Source organism: Pseudomonas sp. MYb118, assembly GCF_040947875.1.
In the GTDB taxonomy this organism is placed as follows: domain Bacteria; phylum Pseudomonadota; class Gammaproteobacteria; order Pseudomonadales; family Pseudomonadaceae; genus Aquipseudomonas.
Genome location: NZ_JBFRXN010000002.1, coordinates 1,323,127 through 1,338,474 on the forward strand (window position 1 = coordinate 1,323,127; position 15,348 = coordinate 1,338,474).

The following is a 15,348-nucleotide window of genomic DNA, read 5'->3' on the forward strand; positions in this document are numbered from 1 at the left end:
GTCAGCCATCATTAGGCCGCCAGCGACGTCTATCGCCCTCTACAAAGTAGCTCAATCGACACAATGGGTTGTCCCCGCGCGACGCATTGCATAGGCTTGCGCGACTGTACGTCCGCGCCTGTCACGGACCGCCTCGAGGAGACTGAACATGGGCCTGAACAATCAGTGGATGCAACGCGATCTTGCCGTGTTGTGGCATCCCTGCACCCAGATGAAAGACCACGAACAGCTGCCGCTGATCCCGATCAAGCGCGGTGAAGGCGTCTGGCTGGAGGACTTCGAAGGCAAACGCTACCTCGATGCGGTCAGCTCCTGGTGGGTCAATGTGTTCGGCCACGCCAACCCGCGCATCAACCAGCGCATCAAGGATCAGGTCGATCAGCTGGAGCACGTGATCCTCGCCGGCTTCAGCCACCAGCCCGTGATCGAGTTGTCCGAGCGCCTGGTGAAGATGACGCCGGATGGCCTGAACCGGGTGTTCTACGCCGATAACGGTTCGTCCTGCATCGAAGTGGCGCTGAAAATGAGCTTTCACTACTGGCTCAATCGTGGCCAGCCGAACAAGAAGCGCTTCGTCACCCTGACCAACAGCTACCACGGCGAGACCATGGCGGCGATGGCGGTGGGCGACGTGCCGCTGTTCACCGAAACCTACAAAGCCTTGCTGATGGACACCCTCAAGGTGCCGAGCCCGGATTGCTACCTGCGCCCGGAAGGCATGAGTTGGGAAGAACATTCGCGCAACATGTTCGCCGCCATGGAACAGACCCTGGCCGAACACCACGCCAGCGTTGCCGCGGTGATCGTCGAGCCGTTGATCCAGGGCGCGGGCGGCATGCGCATGTATCACCCGGTGTACCTCAAGCTGCTGCGCGAGGCCTGCGACCGTTACGGCGTGCACTTGATCCACGACGAAATCGCCGTCGGCTTCGGCCGTACCGGCACCATGTTCGCCTGCGAGCAGGCCGGCATCCGCCCGGACTTCCTCTGCCTGTCCAAGGCCCTGACCGGCGGCTACCTGCCACTGGCGGCGTGCCTGACCACCGATGAGGTGTACAGCGCGTTCTACGACGACTACCCGACCCTGCGCGCCTTCCTGCATTCGCACAGCTACACCGGCAACCCGCTGGCCTGTGCGGCGGCACTGGCGACCCTGGATATTTTCGAACAGGACAACGTCATCGAGAACAACAAGGCCCTGGCCACGCGCATGGCCTCGTCCACCGCGCACCTGGCCGATCACGCCAACGTCTCGGAGATCCGCCAGACCGGCATGGTCCTGGCGATCGAGATGGTCAAGGACAAGGCCAGCCGCGAAGCCTATCCGTGGCAGGAACGCCGCGGCATGAAGGTGTTCCAGCATGCACTGGAGCGCGGCGCGTTGCTGCGCCCGCTGGGCAGCGTGGTGTATTTCCTGCCGCCTTACGTGATCACTCCGGAGCAGATCGACTTCCTGGCGGAAGTGGCCAGCGAAGGGATCGACATCGCGACCCGCGACAGCGTCAGCGTGGCGGTGCCGAAGGATTTTCACCCGGGGTTCCGCGATCCGGGCTGACCGCATCGCGAGCAGGTCGAATCGTCGCACCGTCGCTCCCACAGGGGACTTCAGTGAACACCGAAAAACCTGTGGGAGCGAGCCTGCTCGCGATGGCCGCACCACCGACCCACCTGATTCACACCTTTGCAGAGACAAGAAATGAGACTGTCCCGCTTCTTTATCGACGCCCCCCTGAGCATCGGCGAGCACGAGTTGCCCGAGGCCCAGGCCCACTACATCAGCCGCGTGTTGCGCATGGCCGAGGGCGATGCGTTGCAGTTGTTCGACGGTTCGGGCCAGGAGTTTCGCGCGACGCTGCGAGAAGTGGGCAAGAAACGGGTGGTGGTCGCGATCGAGGAAAGCTTCGCCGGCCAGATCGAGTCGCCGTTGCAGATTCATCTCGGCCAGGGCTTGTCCCGTGGCGAGCGGATGGACTGGGCGATCCAGAAGGCCACCGAGCTGGGCGTCAACGAAATCACTCCGATCTTCAGTGAACGCTGCGAAGTGCGCCTCAAGGACGAACGCGCCGACAAACGCCTGCTGCACTGGCGCCAGGTGGCGATCAGCGCCTGCGAACAGTGCGGCCGCTCGCGGGTGCCGGTGATTCATCCGCCGGTGTTGCTGGCCGATTGGCTCAAGCAAACCCAGGCGGATTTGAAGCTGGTACTGCATCCGGTGGCCGAGCCTTTGACCAGCCATGCCAAGCCTTCGAGCCTGGCGTTTTTGATCGGGCCTGAGGGTGGATTGTCCGAGGCCGAGGTCGAGCAGGCCAAGGGCGCCGGTTTTCATGCGGCGCGCCTGGGGCCGCGGGTGCTGCGCACAGAGACCGCGCCGGTGGTGGCGTTGTCGGTGGCCCAGCAGCTTTGGGGTGATTTCTAGGGCCCCATCGCGGGCAAGCCCGCTCCTACAAAAACAAAACCCCTGTAGGAGCGGGCTTGCCCGCGATGGCCGCAACTCGGTCTAACGGATTTATTGCACCGGATCACTCACCGGCTTCGCAATGATCGCCTTCAACTCACTGGTCATCGGAAACTCCAGGTTCAACCCCTTCGGCGGGATCGGCTGTTCGAACCAGCGCTGATAAATGCCGTTGATCTCACCCGAGCTGTACAAGTCACCGAGCACGCCGTTGACCAGCGCAAGGAATTGCGGGTCGTCCTTGCGCACCATGCAGCTGTAGATTTCCCGCGATTGCTCCTGCCCTACCACCACCCACTTGTGCGGGTCGTGGGCCTTGGCGCGTTCACCGTAGAGCAGCGCATCGTCCATGTAGAACGCCGCCGCGCGCCCCGATTGCAGCATCTGGAACGCTTCGCCGTGGTCCTTGGCGCTGATCACGAACATGTTGACCTTGTTGTCGACGTTGTAGCTTTTGAGGAAGCGTTCGTTGGTGGTGCCGGCAGTGGTCACCACGTTCTTGCCCCGCAGGTCGTCGAAGCCCTTGATGCCGCTGTCCTTGGCGGTCAGCAACTGGCCTTTGACGTAGATGAAGCCGTAGGAGAACGCCACCTGCTTCTGCCGCTCGGCGGTGACACCGGTGGAGCCGCATTCCAGGTCCACGGTGCCGTTCTGCACCAGCGGGATACGGGTTTGCGAGGTCACCAGGTTGTATTTCACCTTGAGGTCCGGCAACGCCAGTTGCTGCTGGATGCGCTCGACGATCTTGCTCGCCAGGTCCACCGAATAGCCCATCGGCTTGCCGGTGTGGTCACCCACGTAAGAGAACGGCACCGACGCATCGCGATAGCCCAGGGTGATGCTTTGGGTGCTGGCAATCTTGCCCAGGGTGCCGGTCAGCGGCGCTTCGTTGGCCTGGACCTGACTGCCGAGCAACAGCCCGAGGGTGCAGCCGAGCAACGTGATTTTTTGCATTGTTATTCTCCGTTGTGGGTGTTGGGGTGTTTCAGCGGCGCGCGGCGATGACAGTGATTTCAACCAACACCTGCGGCCGCGCCAGCTCGGCCTGTACGGTGGTGCGGGTCGGGGCCTGCCCCGGCGACAGCCAGGCCGACCACACTTCGTTCATCGCGGCAAAATCCTCGCCGATGTTTTTCAGGTAAATGGTCGCGCTGAGCAGATGATCCTTGTCGCTGCCGGCTTCGGCCAGCAGCGCGTCGATTTTCGCCAGGACTTCACGAGTCTGGTCGCCGGCATCCACGGCATCACCCGGCACCTGGCCGGAAAGAAACACCAGGTCGCCGAAGGTCACGGCGCCGGACAGGCGCGGGTTGCTGTGCAGGCGTTGCAGGGTCATGTTGCAGTCCTCTTGACTCAGTGGGTCACGCGGCACGGGGGGTAAAACCGTGCAGGTCGATGGAAGGTTCGCGCTGGCCGATCAGCTCGCTGAGCAGTCGCCCGCTGCCACAGGCCAGGGTGAAGCCCAGGGCGCCATGGCCGATGTTGAGCCACAGGTTGCGATACGCCGTGGCCCCCAGCAGCGGCACGCCGCTGGGTGTGGCCGGACGCATGCCGGCCCATTCCACGGCACGGCCGTAGTCGCCGGCGTTGGCAAAGGTGTCGCGGGCCTGGCGCTTGATCAGGTCCAGGCGCTTGGGGTCGATGGAGGCGTCGAAACCGACGATGTCGACCATCGCTGCCACCCGCAACTGCTCGCCGATGCGGGCATAGACGATCTTGCGGTCATAGTCGGTGATGCTCACGTCCGGCGCCCGGTGACCAGCGCCAATCGGCACGGTCAGGCTGTAGCCCTTGAGCGGGTACAGCGGCAATTGCAGGCCGGGCAGTTGCAGCAACGGGCTGCGATGGCCGGCGGCGATCACCAGTTGATCGACCGGCAACACCTGCTCGCCCAACTCGATGGCGTTGACGCTGCCATTGGCGTGGCGAATAGCGGTGACCGCCTGGCCCAACCGCCACTCGCAACGCCCGGAGGCGGTCAGTTTCTCGGCCAGCCGCTGGCAAAAGGCGTGACAGTCACCAACCTCTTCGTCCGGGGTGTAGATCGCCCCCACGAACGGACCGTCAGCCAGCGCCGGTTCCAGTTGCGCACACTCACTCGCCGACAGCACCTGCTGTTGTTGCGGGTCGGCCAGGCCCTTGCGCGCACGGTCGAAACTGCCGGGGTTACGGAACGTCACCAGCTTGCCGTTGCGCCGCCAGTCGAAACTGGCCAGCCCATCGTCCTCGCGCCAGCCCTGCAGGGTGCTTTGGCTGAACAGCGCCAGGCGCAGCAGGTGCGCGGCGTTTTCGCGGTTCACCGAGCTGCGGCAGGCGCCAAGGAAGGCGGCCATCCAGCGCCACTGCACCGGGTCGAAACGCGGGCGCAGCTTCAACGGCGAGTCGCCGCGCAGCATCCAGCCAATCGCCTGCAACGGCACGCCGGCATCGGCCAGCGGCGCGACGTAGCGATAGGAGAGCTGGCCACCGTTGGCGAAACTGGTCTGGCTGCCCAGGGTGTCGCGAGCTTCGACCACCGTCACGTCGAAACCGTCGCGCACCAGCGCATAAGCCGTTGCCAGGCCAATCACGCCGCCGCCGATGATGCACACACGCTGAGCCATGTCTGTCCTTGAAAACGTTGTGAAGACACGGCCGAGGTTAGAGCCAGGTGACAGGCGGCGAACAATGAATAAAGATGCCCATCCCATAAACAAAGGTTATGGACTCGCCATGCGCCTTCGTCACATCGAGATTTTCCAGGCCATCCGCCAGACCGGTTCGATCAGCGCCGCCGCGCAACTGCTGCACGTCTCGCAGCCGGCGGTGACCAAAGTGTTGCAGCATGCCGAGCAGCAACTGGGTTTCGCGCTGTTCCTGCGGGTGCGCGGCAAGTTGCAGGCCACGCCCGAGGCGCTGGAACTGGAACGCGAGGTCGACAAGGTCAGCGAAAGCCTGCAAGGCGTGCGGCGCCTGGCGCAGAGCCTGCGGCGTGAGCCCGGCCACAGCCTGCGGGTCGGCGCCACTCCGGCCCTGGCCCTGTCATTGCTGCCGCCGGCCATCCATGAATGGACCGGGCGTTACCCGGACATCGCCTGCGAGCTGTCCAGCGCCCACAGCCGCGAGCTGACGCAGAACCTGTTGATGCGCGAAGTGGACGTCGCCCTGACCTTGCAGCGCCCGGACCACCCCGGCCTGAAGGCCCAGGCCCTGGCGAGCGGCGTGCTGGTGGCGCTGGCGCCCAAGGGGCATTGGCCGGATGACGAGGTGGGCCAGCCGCTGCCACTGGCGGCGTTGGCCGATGCACCGTTGATTGGCCTGTCCAGCGCCGACCCGCTGGCCGCACGGCTGGACACTTACCTCGAAGCGGTCGAGCCGCCACCGCGGGTGCGCATCGCCGTGCAGACCTACTCCCTGGCCCGGGCGATGGTGGAATCCGGCGCCGGGCTGGCGGTAATCGACCCCTTCACCGCCCTCGGCGCCTCCCCCGCCACCACGGCCATCCGCCCGCTGGCGCCGCCATTGCCGATCACCCTGTACGCCGTGACCCGCACCACGGAGCCGTTGCCGCATACGTGGAACGATCTGTTGCAGATCTTCGGGCGCCGGGCGCAGGAGCAGTTGGATCGGTTGGTTCATGCCTGATTCCCCAGGGAACCGGGCCCTTGTGGGAGCGAGCCTGCTCGCGATTGCGGTATGTCAGTCACCATCAATATTGGATGAAATGACGCGATCGCGAGCAGGCTCGCTCCCACAGTAGGGGGGGGGCTACAGGTTCGGGGCAGTATTCACAGGACATACACCAATATCGCCACAAAATGCAGCAAACTCCCGGCGATCACGAACAGGTGCCAGATGCCGTGGGCATGCCGCACCCGGTCACTCAAGGCAAAGAAGATGATCCCCACGGTGTACAGAATCCCCCCGCCGCCAGCCAGGCGAACCCCGCCGTGCCCAGCGCCGTGAGCAGTGGATTGACTGCGATCAGCACGATCCAGCCCATCACTGCGTAGATCACGATCGACAAAATCCGCGCATCCGAGCGCGGTTTGATTTCCTGCAGGATGCCGATCAGCGCCAGCCCCCAGACGATCCCGAACAACGTCCAGCCCCACGGCCCGCGCAGGGTCACCAGGCAAAACGGCGTGTAGCTGCCGGCAATCAGCAGGTAGATCGAAAAGTGATCGACCTTCTGCATGATCGCTTTCTTGCGTCCCCGCACGCTGTGGTACACGGTCGAGGCACTGTAGAGCGCCATCAAGGTAAAACCGTAGATCGCCACGCTGACGATCTTCCACGGGCTGCCGTCCATCCCGGCAATCACCAGTAGCCATACCGCGCCCACCGTCGCGGCCACCGCCCCGACCAGGTGCGTCCAGGCGTTCAATTTTTCCCCGTGATACATGGGTGTCTCACCTCCAAAACCAGAACAACGTTACGCAAGGCTCAGGCCTTGAGCGTAAAAGCGCAATGTTTCCAAACGACAGCGATCGCCATAATTGGGCACAATCAGCGCATTCCAATAAGAGCGCGGCCCATGCAGATCGACGAAGAGTTGACCCTGAAAAAACTCGAGGTGTTCCTGGCCTTCATGCGCACCGGCAACCTGGCCCGGGCCGCGGCCGAGTTGCAGACCAGCAACGTCAGTGTGCACCGCGCCATCCACTCACTGGAAAGCGCCCTGCGCTGCCCGCTGTTCAAGCACGAGGGGCGCAACCTGACGCCACTGGAAAGCGCCTACGTGCTGGAGGAACGGGCGCAGAAGCTGATCCAGGACGTGATCGAAAGCGTGCGCCTGACCCGCGAGGCCGCCGGTTTCTCCGCCGAGCGCTTCAAGCTCGGATCGTTGTACTCGCTGACGGTCAAGACCGTGCCGCAACTGATCATGGGCCTGAAGATCCGCCGCAGCGAACTCAACATCGACCTGATCCTGGGCTCCAATTTCGACCTGTTGTACAAGCTCAAGAACATGGAAGTCGATGCGATCCTGGTGTCGCTGGACGACAGCGTCAACGACCCGGACTGCGAGCATATTCCGCTGTTCTCCGACGACATCTTCCTGGCGACGCCGGCGGACTCGCGGTTTGCCCAGCGCAGCGAAGTGGACCTGGCCGAAGTGCGCGACGAAACCTTCATCACCCTGACCCAGGGCTTCGCCACGCATCAGGACGGCAACCGCGTGTTCAGCCAGGCCGGGTTCGAGCCGAAGGTGGCGATGCAGGTCAATGACATCTTCACGTTGCTGAGCATGGTCAGCTCGGGGGTCGGTTATGCCCTGCTGCCGGGGCGGATCGCGGCGGTGTACGAGAACCGGGTGAAGCTGATCCCGTTGCAGGAGAAGTACCGGTTGCAGCAGCACATCGGGGTGGTGTTTCTCAAGGCCAAGGAGCGTGATCCGAACTTGCTGGCGTTGCTGGCGGAGTGTCGGATGTATGCCAATCGGCAGGTCTGAAACCGAGTCGCCAGCATCGCGGGCAAGCCCGCTCCTACAATGGATCTTCAGTGTGAATGAGATCCCTGTAGGAGCGGGCTTGCCCGCGATGGCGATCTAACGGATTAACCCACAATCCCGCGAACAATGAAGTACAACACCGAAGGCCCCATCAGGCAGCCAAGCCCGGTGTGGAACGTCGCCGTCAGCGCGCCATAAGGCACCAGGCGCCGGTCGGTCGCCGCCAGCCCCGCGGTCACGCCGCTGACGGTGCCAGCCAGGCCGCCGAACACCATGGCCGAACGCGGGTTATCGAGGCCCATCCAGCGCGCCGCCACCGGCGTGCCGACCATCACCAGGATCGCCTTGATCAAGCCGGTGGCAATCGACAGCGCCATGACATCGGAACTCGCCCCAATCGCCGCGCCGGTCACCGGGCCGACGATGTAGGTCACCGCACCGGCGCCGATGGTGGTCATGCTCACCGCATCGCGATAACCGAACGCCCAGGCCATGCACGCCCCGACAATGAACGGCAGCACCGTGCCCAACAGCAACGCGATCACGCCAATCAACCCGGCCTTCTTCGCTTCGGTAGCCTGCACCTCGAACGCCGTGGCGACGATGGCGAAGTCACGCAGCATCGCGCCGCCCATCAGGCCGATGCCGGAAAACAGCGTCAGGTCCGCCAGGCCTTTTTGCCCGCCGGTCATCGTGCCGCCGACCCAGGCCAGAACCAGCCCGATGACAATGGCAATCGCCGAGCCGTGGATGCGCCCGAACGTCAGGCGTTTGGACAGGATTACCGACACCCACATGATCACGCCGACGAAGGCGAACGCGGTGATCAGACCGTTGTGCTCCAGGCCTTTCTCGATGAGATCCCACATATCAGCGACCTCCTACCGGGGTGCCGACCGGGGAGATTTCCTCCGGCTCATCCGGCAACGGTTCGCCCTTGTGGGTCCGGCTGATCAGGGCGATGGTGCAACCGCAGACCACCACCGAACCGATCGCCGCCAGCACCGCCACCGGGCCGCCGTGCAAGGCCGTGACGACGTTCTGTTGCGCCGCCATCGCCACCACCACCGGAATGTACATGGCGCCCCAGAAGCCGACGCCCATCTCGCAATCCTTGGTCATGCCGCCGCGCTTGTGCATCCACAACCGCGCGCAGATCAGCAGGATCATCGCGATCCCGACCCCGCCCACGTTTGACTTCACACCCAGCAACACGCCCAGCATGTCGCCCATGATCACTCCCGCCAGCGTACAGATCGCCAACAGCGCTACACCGTAAATAATCATTGTCGTTGTCCTCAAAATGCATCGTCGAATGTTGTTTTTGTTGTTCGAAGGCCTGAGTCGGGTGTCTAGTTCTGGCGGCTTTCCTCCTCACGCATCAGCGCCTGCAGGGTGTCGAGCCGGGCACCGTCGAAAGCCATCACGGTGCCCTGCTCGAACACCCGGCGCGCCAGCCCGGTCAACACCGCACCGGGCGGCAGTTCGATCTGTAGCCGTACGCCGCGCTCATAGGCGCTTTGTACCGTACCGCGCCAATCCACCACGCGGCACATGTTGAATGCCAGGTCGTCACGCAAGGCATCGGGTTTGACGATGGGCCGTGCGCGGCTGCCGCTCAGGTAGCCCAGCGTCGGGGTTTTCAGTTCAACGTTGGCGAAGGCTTCGGCCAGGGATGCAGCAGGCGCCTCCAGCAGCGGGCAATGGGACGGCACGCTGACCGCCAGGCGCTTGATGACGCAGGTGCAGCTCCCCAGGCGGTCCTTGGCCAGCCCGGCCACGGCTTTCATCGCTTCATCGCTGCCGGCAATCACCATCTGGTTATCGGCATTGATGTTGGCCAGGTAAACCGGTGAATCGACGCTGTGCACCTGGGCCAGCAGTGCTTCCACGGTGGCCAGGTCCAGGCCGATGATCGCGGTCATGCCGTAGCCCTGCGGATAAGCCTGTTGCATCAGCTCACCACGCAGACTGACCAGGCGCAGGGCATCGCTGAAGCGTAATGCGCCGGCCACCACCGCCGCCGGGTAGGCACCGATGGACAGCCCCGCGACATGATCCGGTGCAATCGCCAATTGCCGGGAGGCGGCCACGCCGGCAATCAACAGGCACAACTGCACCGCCCGGGTCGATTGCAAAGCTTCGGCGCTGTCCAGCAGCAAGACGTCTTCACCCAGCACGTCGCAGGCTTCACTGACGGTCTCCTGCGGTAACCGGTGCAGCATGCCCGGTTGTTGCGCGCCCTGGCCGGGGAACACCAGCAAACTGCTCATGCCACGTGCTCCAGCGCCAGCCAGGGATCAGCGACCAGGCAGGCACCGCTGGCACTTTTGAGCAGCACCCGACGCGCCGGCCCGGCCCATTCGCGCAGGGCGACGGCGCCGAACGGCGTCTGCAATTGCACATCGACCGGGCACACCGCCCCTTCGAGAACCTCCACCCAGGCTTGTGCCTGACGCCGGTCCATGGGGTGTGGCGTACGCAGGATCAGATCCAGGTCACTGCCCTCGTGCAGGGCCTGGACGCCACAGGCCAGCTCGAAACCGGCACTGCCGCTGACACCCCAGACCCAGGCGGAGTCATCGAGCCAAGGCCGCAGTTGCGCAAGGGCCCGCAGCGCCGGCACGTCCCGATTGATCGAGACGTGACACAAGGCTTGCGGCTTCACGCACCGCTGCACCGCATCCACGGGCATCAGCGCCGCGTAACGCTGCTCGCGCAGGCGTCCGCGCACCCCCACCGCCACCTGATCCGGTGCAGTGAGCGCGCGCCGAACCACCACCGGGTGCCCCGCCCCCAGCGCGTCGCTCACCCACTTCGGGGCGTCAGCCGGCAACTGCGCCGGGGTCATCCCCCAGAGCAGGTCGTGGGCCTCGAAGCTGTTCACCACTGCGCTCTCAGCAGTTGGCGTACGTTGCTTGAAGCCGCGCGATTGCTCGCCCCCAGGCGGCTGCTCAAGTCGCGGCCGTTGGCGGCCACGTCGTTGATCGCCTGACCGAGGCATTCGGTGACCCGCGCCAGGTCAGCGGCAGTCGGTTGTTCAATCTGCTCCACCGACAGGGTTTCCCAGAGCAAGCCCAGGCCTGCGTAGCTGTCGATGTCATAAGCCATCGGCGGCACGCTGGCGGCCAGCGCCTCCAGCTCTTCGACGCTGCGCAGGGTCACCCGCGCCGCCGATGCCTTGCCCATCGCATGTACCATCACCCCCGGATCGCGCAGCGCGATCAGGCGGTTGGCCTGGTAACCGTGGGCCAGGAAGGCCCCGGACATCGCCTTGCCCACCAGCAGGCCAATGACTGCATGGCCGGCCAGCCGGGCGCGGACGTAGCTGTCGGCGGCGCCGGCCAGGGCCTGGTGAATGCCAAGCGCCTCTTCGCGGCGGCCATAGGCCTGGCTCGGCACGTCGACGATGGCGATCAGCGCGCGCTTGTCGGATTTGTCCGCATCGGCGGCAATCACGTCATCCACCGCCTTGGCCAGGCCCCAACCTTCGAGCAAACCGACTTCGCCGTTACGCGCCCGGACAAAACGGTTATCCGGGTCGGCCACCACCGCGATAAAGCGCACCGCTTGCGTGCCCAGCACACCGTCGGCGACCTTCAGCGACGCGGGCAAACCCTCGACGACTTGCGCGCCTGCACTCAAGGCATCGAACCAGTGCAAACCTCTCAGGGAATACGAACTCATGAGCGCTCTCCTTGGTACAGCTGGCGGACGGTGGCCGGCTCGATTTGCGGTTCGGCGTCCAGGCGCGCCAGGCGTTGCAGGAACAGCTCGGCCTGCCGGCTGCGTTGTTTGGCGGGCAGGCCCTGTTGCAGCCATTGGCTGACCTGCTGCTGGATCTGCGCCACGTCGTCGGCGACATACGCGTCCACCAGGGCGCTGGCGAAGCGTTGCTCGCCACCGGTCAGGCTCCAGATGAATGGCCGGTCGCGGGAGTCGTACTCGGCAATCCCGGCTTCCTGTTCGATCACTTGTGGACCGTTCAGGCCCAGGCGCGCTTCCTGGGTCACCAGCAGATGGCTGCACAACCCGGCGGCAATCGACATGCCGCCAAAGCAGCCGACGCTGCCGGCCACCACGCCCACCACCGGTTGGTACTGGCGCAGGTCGACAATCGCTGCATGAATATCGGCGATCGCCGCCAGCCCGAGGTTGGCTTCCTGCAAGCGCACGCCGCCGGTTTCCAGCAGCAGCACGGCGCGGGTCGGGATGCCGTTGCGGTTGTCTTCGGCTGCCAGTTCCAGGGTACCGGCGATTTTCGCCCCGCCCACTTCACCGAGGCTGCCGCCCTGGAATGCGCCTTCGATGGCGGCGAGCACCACCGGCAAACCGCCGATGCTGCCCTTGGCGATCACCACGCCGTCATCGGCTTGCGGCACCACGCCCTGGCGCGCCAGCCAAGGCGACATGACGCGCTGGAACGGGTCGAGCAGTTCACGGAAGGTGCAGGCATCGAGCAAGGCTTTCGCCCGTTGCCGCGCGCCCAGTTCGACGAAACTGCGTTTGTGCAGGAGTGCGGCGTTATCAGTCATGGCCGATCTCCTCGAAGCCTTGTTCCAGGCGCAGGCGCACTACCCCTGGCGTCGCGCCGAAGTCGTGGATGTCGATGCTCATGGCCGCTGGCGTCTGGCCGTCGAACATGCGTGCGAACAGGTGCTGCCAGCGTTGCTCGCTGCCATTGACCGAGGTCTGCACGGTGATGCTCAGCTTGCCGGGCTGCCCCGGTTCGATCAGCACTTCCAGGTCACCCGAGCCGACACAACCGACCAGGGTCCGCCCGCGTGGCGGTTGGCCGGCGGGAAATTCAAAGAATAAGGTTTCCATCAGTACGCTCCCTGGTGAATGCCGTCAGCCGAACCGACGCGGTCGATGAACAGGCAGGCCGCAAGCAGATCCGCAGCGCCGCCGGGCGAGGCATTCAAGGCGATCAATTGTTCGTCCAGTTCATGCAGGTGTCGGCGTCCGGCGAGGCTGGCACTGCCGCCTGCTTCGAGCACCGCCTGGGCACCGCGCTGCATGGTGTGCAGGCCCTGTTCACCGGCGCGGTACAGCACACAGGTGTCGGCCAGGCCGGTCATGATGGCCAGCAAGGCATCGAGCCGGGCGTTCTGTTCGCCGTGGCCTGCGGTGCGGCTGCGCTGCAGCTGCGGCAGGCCCCGTTGCAACACAGCAGGGAATCCCAGTTGCGCTTCTTCACGGGCACCGTGGGCGCCGTAGCGTTGGGCCACCTGGGCGCCATGGCTCATGGGGCGAGGTGCATGACGATCGTCGAGCAGAGCCAGGCGAGCGGCACGCAGGGTCAGCGCACTGGCCGTGCAGGACTGCGGCTCCAGCGCTGCGGCGGTGACCAACAGGCCCAACGCCCAGATCGCCCCGCGGTGGGTGTTCACGCCGCCGGTGGTGGCGAGCATCGCTTGCTCTCCCTCGCGACCGATGCGGCCGATGGCTTCACGCAGCGGCAAGGCCACTTCACCCAGTTCGAGGGCGGCTTCGGCCATTTCCTTGAAGGCTGGCCACAACGCCAGCGCAGACGCGTGCATCAGGCCCAGGTGCAAATCGGTGTGGGCGCCATTGCCGCGACGGTCCACCAGTGCCGGTTTCGGCGACAGGTCGGCTTCGTCGATCAACGCGTCCACCGCCAGGTCCGCCAGCCGCTCGGCCAGAGACAGGGGTTTGGGTTGCAGATTGAAGGCGTGCATTACCAGCTCCTGAACTTGGCGGGCGGGTTGTAGAGGCCACCGGACCACTCGACCAGGTCGGCCACGCTTTTCGCCGCCAGCAGTTCGCGGGTGGCGTCGGTGCGACGGATGCCGAGGTCTTCGGGCAAGGCGATCAAGCCTTCGCGGCGCATGCGTTCGGTGTCCTTGGGGTTGTGACGCATACCGATGGCGGTCACCCCGGCGACGGCAGCGATCATCGCCTGGCGTTCTTCCAGCGAGCGCGCCTTGTACAGGTAGGCGATGCCCTCTTCGGTAAGCAGGTGGGTGACGTCGTCGCCGTAGATCATGATCGGTGCCAGGGGCATGCCGCTTTTCTTCGCCACGTCCACGGCATCGAGGGTTTCGACGAAGGTCGGTTTACCGCCCTCCTGGAAGGTCTCGACCATTTGCACCACGAGTTTCTTGCCGCGTTCGAGCATCGGCTGGTCGCTGTCGCCATGGCGCATGTCGAGCCAGGCCGGCGTGCCGTGACGACGTCCGCGTGGGTCGTGGCCCATGTTCGGGGCGCCGCCGAAACCGGCCAGGCGGCCACGGGTCACGGTGGAGGAATGACCATCGCCATCGACTTGCAGGGTGGCGCCGATGAACAGGTCCACCGCGTATTGCCCAGCCAGTTGGCTGAACATCCGGTTGGAACGCAGCGAGCCGTCGCGCCCGGTAAAGAACACGTCAGGGCGGGCAGCGATGTACTGCTCCATGCCCAGCTCGGTGCCGAAGCAATGCACACTTTCCACCCAGCCACTTTCGATGGCCGGGATCAGGGTCGGGTGCGGATTGAGCGTCCAGTTGCGGCAGATCTTGCCTTTCAGGCCCAGGGATTCGCCGTAGGTCGGCAGGATCAGCTCGATGGCGGCGGTGTTGAAACCGATGCCGTGGTTGAGCGACTGCACGTTGTGTTTTTCGTAGATCCCGCGAATCGCCATCATCGCCATCAACACGTGCACCGGCTTGATGTGCCGCGGGTCGCGGGTGAACAGCGGTTCGATGTAGAACGGCTTGTCGGCCACCACCACAAAATCGACCCAGGATGCCGGGATGTCGACCCGCGGCAGGTCGGTGACGTCGTCCACCAACTGGTTGACCTGGACGATGACGATGCCATCGCTGAAGGCTGCCGGTTCGATCAGCGCCGGGGTGTCTTCGGTGCTGGGGCCGGTGTAGATGTTGCCGGCACGGTCGGCCATGAAACCGGCCGACAGCACCACGTTGGGAATCAGGTCCACCACCAGCCGGGCATAGAGTTCGATGTAGGTATGGATCGCGCCGACTTCCAGCAGACCATCTTCCAGCAGTTGGCTGATGCGCAGGCTCTGGGTACCGGCGAAGGAGAAGTCGAGCTTGCGAGCGATGCCACGCTCGAACAGGTCCAGGTGTTCGGACCGCCCGACGCTGGGCATGATCATGTGCAGGTCATGCAGCTTGCCCGGATCGGCCTTGGCCAGGGAGCGCGAAAGGAAATCCGCCTGCTTCTGGTTGTTGCCCTCCAGCACCACCCGGTCGCCCGGCAGTATCAGCGCTTCGAGCGCCGCCACAATGTTCTCGGTGGGCAGCACCACACCGTCAGCCAGCCCCTTGACCAGCTCCAGGCGCCGCTGCTTCTCGCCGCGCCGCCGAGCCCATCGCGAGTCTGGGGATATTGTTGTTGTCATGACCACTCCACGGGTTCGCTGTCGTGGGGGTCACCTTAGGAGCGTTGGGTGGGGGGCATCAATCAAGCGCAGTGGTGGATCGTTACGCTC

At 64.7% G+C, this 15,348-nt stretch carries 16 protein-coding genes and 1 pseudogene; 4 read left to right on the forward strand and 13 right to left on the reverse strand.

All coding sequences use genetic code 11. From position 1 onward, the window contains the following. Nucleotides 1–148 precede the first annotated feature (148 nt). Both ABVN20_RS11905 and ABVN20_RS11910 read left to right on the forward strand, forming a co-directional pair. Nucleotides 149–1,555, forward strand: a complete 1,407-nt coding sequence (locus ABVN20_RS11905) for an adenosylmethionine--8-amino-7-oxononanoate transaminase (protein WP_368555819.1) — start codon at nt 149–151, stop codon at nt 1,553–1,555. Between the two features lie 141 nt (nt 1,556–1,696). Continuing rightward, the gene (locus tag ABVN20_RS11910) at nt 1,697–2,416 is read left to right on the forward strand and encodes a 16S rRNA (uracil(1498)-N(3))-methyltransferase (RefSeq protein ID WP_368555821.1); all 720 of its coding nucleotides are present in this window, start codon (nt 1,697–1,699) and stop codon (nt 2,414–2,416) included. Between the two features lie 90 nt (nt 2,417–2,506). Here the strand turns inward: ABVN20_RS11910 and ABVN20_RS11915 are convergent, their stop codons facing one another. From ABVN20_RS11915 to ABVN20_RS11925, 3 genes are read right to left on the reverse strand one after another with little or no spacing between them, the layout of a single operon-like run. Continuing rightward, nucleotides 2,507–3,409: a transporter substrate-binding domain-containing protein gene (locus ABVN20_RS11915; protein WP_368555822.1), complete on the reverse strand. Its 903-nt coding sequence runs from the start codon at nt 3,407–3,409 to the stop codon at nt 2,507–2,509. A gap of 31 nt (nt 3,410–3,440) precedes the next feature. Beyond that, entirely contained in the window at nt 3,441–3,791 is a 351-nt protein-coding gene (locus tag ABVN20_RS11920) for a RidA family protein (RefSeq protein WP_368555823.1), read from the reverse strand. Nucleotides 3,792–3,816: 25 nt separating this feature from the next. After that, nucleotides 3,817–5,145 (reverse strand): D-amino acid dehydrogenase, encoded by a 1,329-nt coding sequence (locus ABVN20_RS11925; protein WP_368555825.1) that lies wholly within the window; start codon nt 5,143–5,145, stop codon nt 3,817–3,819. 22 nt (nt 5,146–5,167) lie between these two features. On the opposite strand from ABVN20_RS11925, the gene ABVN20_RS11930 reads away from it, so the two are divergent. After that, entirely contained in the window at nt 5,168–6,079 is a 912-nt protein-coding gene (locus tag ABVN20_RS11930; protein ID WP_368555826.1) for a LysR family transcriptional regulator, read from the forward strand. 143 nt (nt 6,080–6,222) lie between these two features. On the opposite strand, the pseudogene ABVN20_RS11935 reads toward ABVN20_RS11930, so the two are convergent. Further along, a pseudogene (locus tag ABVN20_RS11935) lies at nt 6,223–6,839 on the reverse strand (hemolysin III family protein). Nucleotides 6,840–6,971: 132 nt separating this feature from the next. Between ABVN20_RS11935 and ABVN20_RS11940 the strand changes: the two are divergent. Beyond that, complete coding sequence (locus ABVN20_RS11940) at nt 6,972–7,886, forward strand: LysR substrate-binding domain-containing protein (RefSeq protein ID WP_368555827.1); 915 nt, start codon at nt 6,972–6,974, stop codon at nt 7,884–7,886. A 104-nt stretch (nt 7,887–7,990) separates the two neighbouring features. Here ABVN20_RS11940 and madM read toward each other — a convergent pair whose 3' ends face one another. The 9 genes from madM to mdcA all read right to left on the reverse strand — a co-directional run bounded on the left by madM (nt 7,991) and on the right by mdcA (nt 15,258). Then, nucleotides 7,991–8,755: a malonate transporter subunit MadM gene (madM, locus tag ABVN20_RS11945; protein WP_368555828.1), complete on the reverse strand. Its 765-nt coding sequence runs from the start codon at nt 8,753–8,755 to the stop codon at nt 7,991–7,993. Nucleotide 8,756: 1 nt separating this feature from the next. Continuing rightward, nucleotides 8,757–9,173 (reverse strand): malonate transporter subunit MadL, encoded by a 417-nt coding sequence (madL, locus tag ABVN20_RS11950; protein ID WP_368555829.1) that lies wholly within the window; start codon nt 9,171–9,173, stop codon nt 8,757–8,759. A gap of 65 nt (nt 9,174–9,238) precedes the next feature. Beyond that, complete coding sequence (mdcH, locus tag ABVN20_RS11955; protein WP_368555831.1) at nt 9,239–10,159, reverse strand: malonate decarboxylase subunit epsilon; 921 nt, start codon at nt 10,157–10,159, stop codon at nt 9,239–9,241. Beyond that, entirely contained in the window at nt 10,156–10,776 is a 621-nt protein-coding gene (locus tag ABVN20_RS11960) for a malonate decarboxylase holo-ACP synthase (RefSeq protein ID WP_368555832.1), read from the reverse strand. Before ABVN20_RS11960 ends, mdcH begins: the two co-directional genes overlap by 4 nt. After that, nucleotides 10,770–11,573, reverse strand: a complete 804-nt coding sequence (mdcE, locus tag ABVN20_RS11965) for a biotin-independent malonate decarboxylase subunit gamma (protein ID WP_368555833.1) — start codon at nt 11,571–11,573, stop codon at nt 10,770–10,772. Before mdcE ends, ABVN20_RS11960 begins: the two co-directional genes overlap by 7 nt. Continuing rightward, the gene (locus tag ABVN20_RS11970) at nt 11,570–12,421 is read right to left on the reverse strand and encodes a biotin-independent malonate decarboxylase subunit beta (RefSeq protein WP_368555834.1); all 852 of its coding nucleotides are present in this window, start codon (nt 12,419–12,421) and stop codon (nt 11,570–11,572) included. The genes mdcE and ABVN20_RS11970 overlap by 4 nt, the downstream gene beginning before the upstream one ends. Beyond that, nucleotides 12,414–12,713: a malonate decarboxylase subunit delta gene (locus ABVN20_RS11975; protein WP_368555835.1), complete on the reverse strand. Its 300-nt coding sequence runs from the start codon at nt 12,711–12,713 to the stop codon at nt 12,414–12,416. Before ABVN20_RS11975 ends, ABVN20_RS11970 begins: the two co-directional genes overlap by 8 nt. Next, nucleotides 12,713–13,588: a triphosphoribosyl-dephospho-CoA synthase gene (locus ABVN20_RS11980; protein WP_368555836.1), complete on the reverse strand. Its 876-nt coding sequence runs from the start codon at nt 13,586–13,588 to the stop codon at nt 12,713–12,715. The genes ABVN20_RS11975 and ABVN20_RS11980 overlap by 1 nt, the downstream gene beginning before the upstream one ends. Then, nucleotides 13,588–15,258 carry a malonate decarboxylase subunit alpha gene (gene mdcA, locus ABVN20_RS11985; RefSeq protein ID WP_368555837.1) on the reverse strand — a complete coding sequence of 557 codons (1,671 nt, stop codon included), beginning with the start codon at nt 15,256–15,258 and terminating at the stop codon, nt 13,588–13,590. Before mdcA ends, ABVN20_RS11980 begins: the two co-directional genes overlap by 1 nt. Nucleotides 15,259–15,348: the final 90 nt, after the last annotated feature.

What these genes read in the sequence shown, in the direction of transcription:
- ABVN20_RS11905 (WP_368555819.1), top strand. Translation starts at nt 149, where the DNA reads ATGGGCCTGAACAATCAGTGGATGCAACGCGATCTTGCCGTGTTGTGG.
- ABVN20_RS11910 (WP_368555821.1), top strand. Translation starts at nt 1,697, where the DNA reads ATGAGACTGTCCCGCTTCTTTATCGACGCCCCCCTGAGCATCGGCGAG.
- ABVN20_RS11915 (WP_368555822.1), bottom strand. Translation starts at nt 3,409, where the DNA reads ATGCAAAAAATCACGTTGCTCGGCTGCACCCTCGGGCTGTTGCTCGGC.
- ABVN20_RS11920 (WP_368555823.1), bottom strand. Translation starts at nt 3,791, where the DNA reads ATGACCCTGCAACGCCTGCACAGCAACCCGCGCCTGTCCGGCGCCGTG.
- ABVN20_RS11925 (WP_368555825.1), bottom strand. Translation starts at nt 5,145, where the DNA reads ATGGGATGGGCATCTTTATTCATTGTTCGCCGCCTGTCACCTGGCTCT.
- ABVN20_RS11930 (WP_368555826.1), top strand. Translation starts at nt 5,168, where the DNA reads ATGCGCCTTCGTCACATCGAGATTTTCCAGGCCATCCGCCAGACCGGT.
- ABVN20_RS11940 (WP_368555827.1), top strand. Translation starts at nt 6,972, where the DNA reads ATGCAGATCGACGAAGAGTTGACCCTGAAAAAACTCGAGGTGTTCCTG.
- madM (WP_368555828.1), bottom strand. Translation starts at nt 8,755, where the DNA reads ATGTGGGATCTCATCGAGAAAGGCCTGGAGCACAACGGTCTGATCACC.
- madL (WP_368555829.1), bottom strand. Translation starts at nt 9,173, where the DNA reads ATGATTATTTACGGTGTAGCGCTGTTGGCGATCTGTACGCTGGCGGGA.
- mdcH (WP_368555831.1), bottom strand. Translation starts at nt 10,159, where the DNA reads ATGAGCAGTTTGCTGGTGTTCCCCGGCCAGGGCGCGCAACAACCGGGC.
- mdcE (WP_368555833.1), bottom strand. Translation starts at nt 11,573, where the DNA reads ATGAGTTCGTATTCCCTGAGAGGTTTGCACTGGTTCGATGCCTTGAGT.
- ABVN20_RS11970 (WP_368555834.1), bottom strand. Translation starts at nt 12,421, where the DNA reads ATGACTGATAACGCCGCACTCCTGCACAAACGCAGTTTCGTCGAACTG.
- ABVN20_RS11975 (WP_368555835.1), bottom strand. Translation starts at nt 12,713, where the DNA reads ATGGAAACCTTATTCTTTGAATTTCCCGCCGGCCAACCGCCACGCGGG.
- ABVN20_RS11980 (WP_368555836.1), bottom strand. Translation starts at nt 13,588, where the DNA reads ATGCACGCCTTCAATCTGCAACCCAAACCCCTGTCTCTGGCCGAGCGG.
- mdcA (WP_368555837.1), bottom strand. Translation starts at nt 15,258, where the DNA reads ATGACAACAACAATATCCCCAGACTCGCGATGGGCTCGGCGGCGCGGC.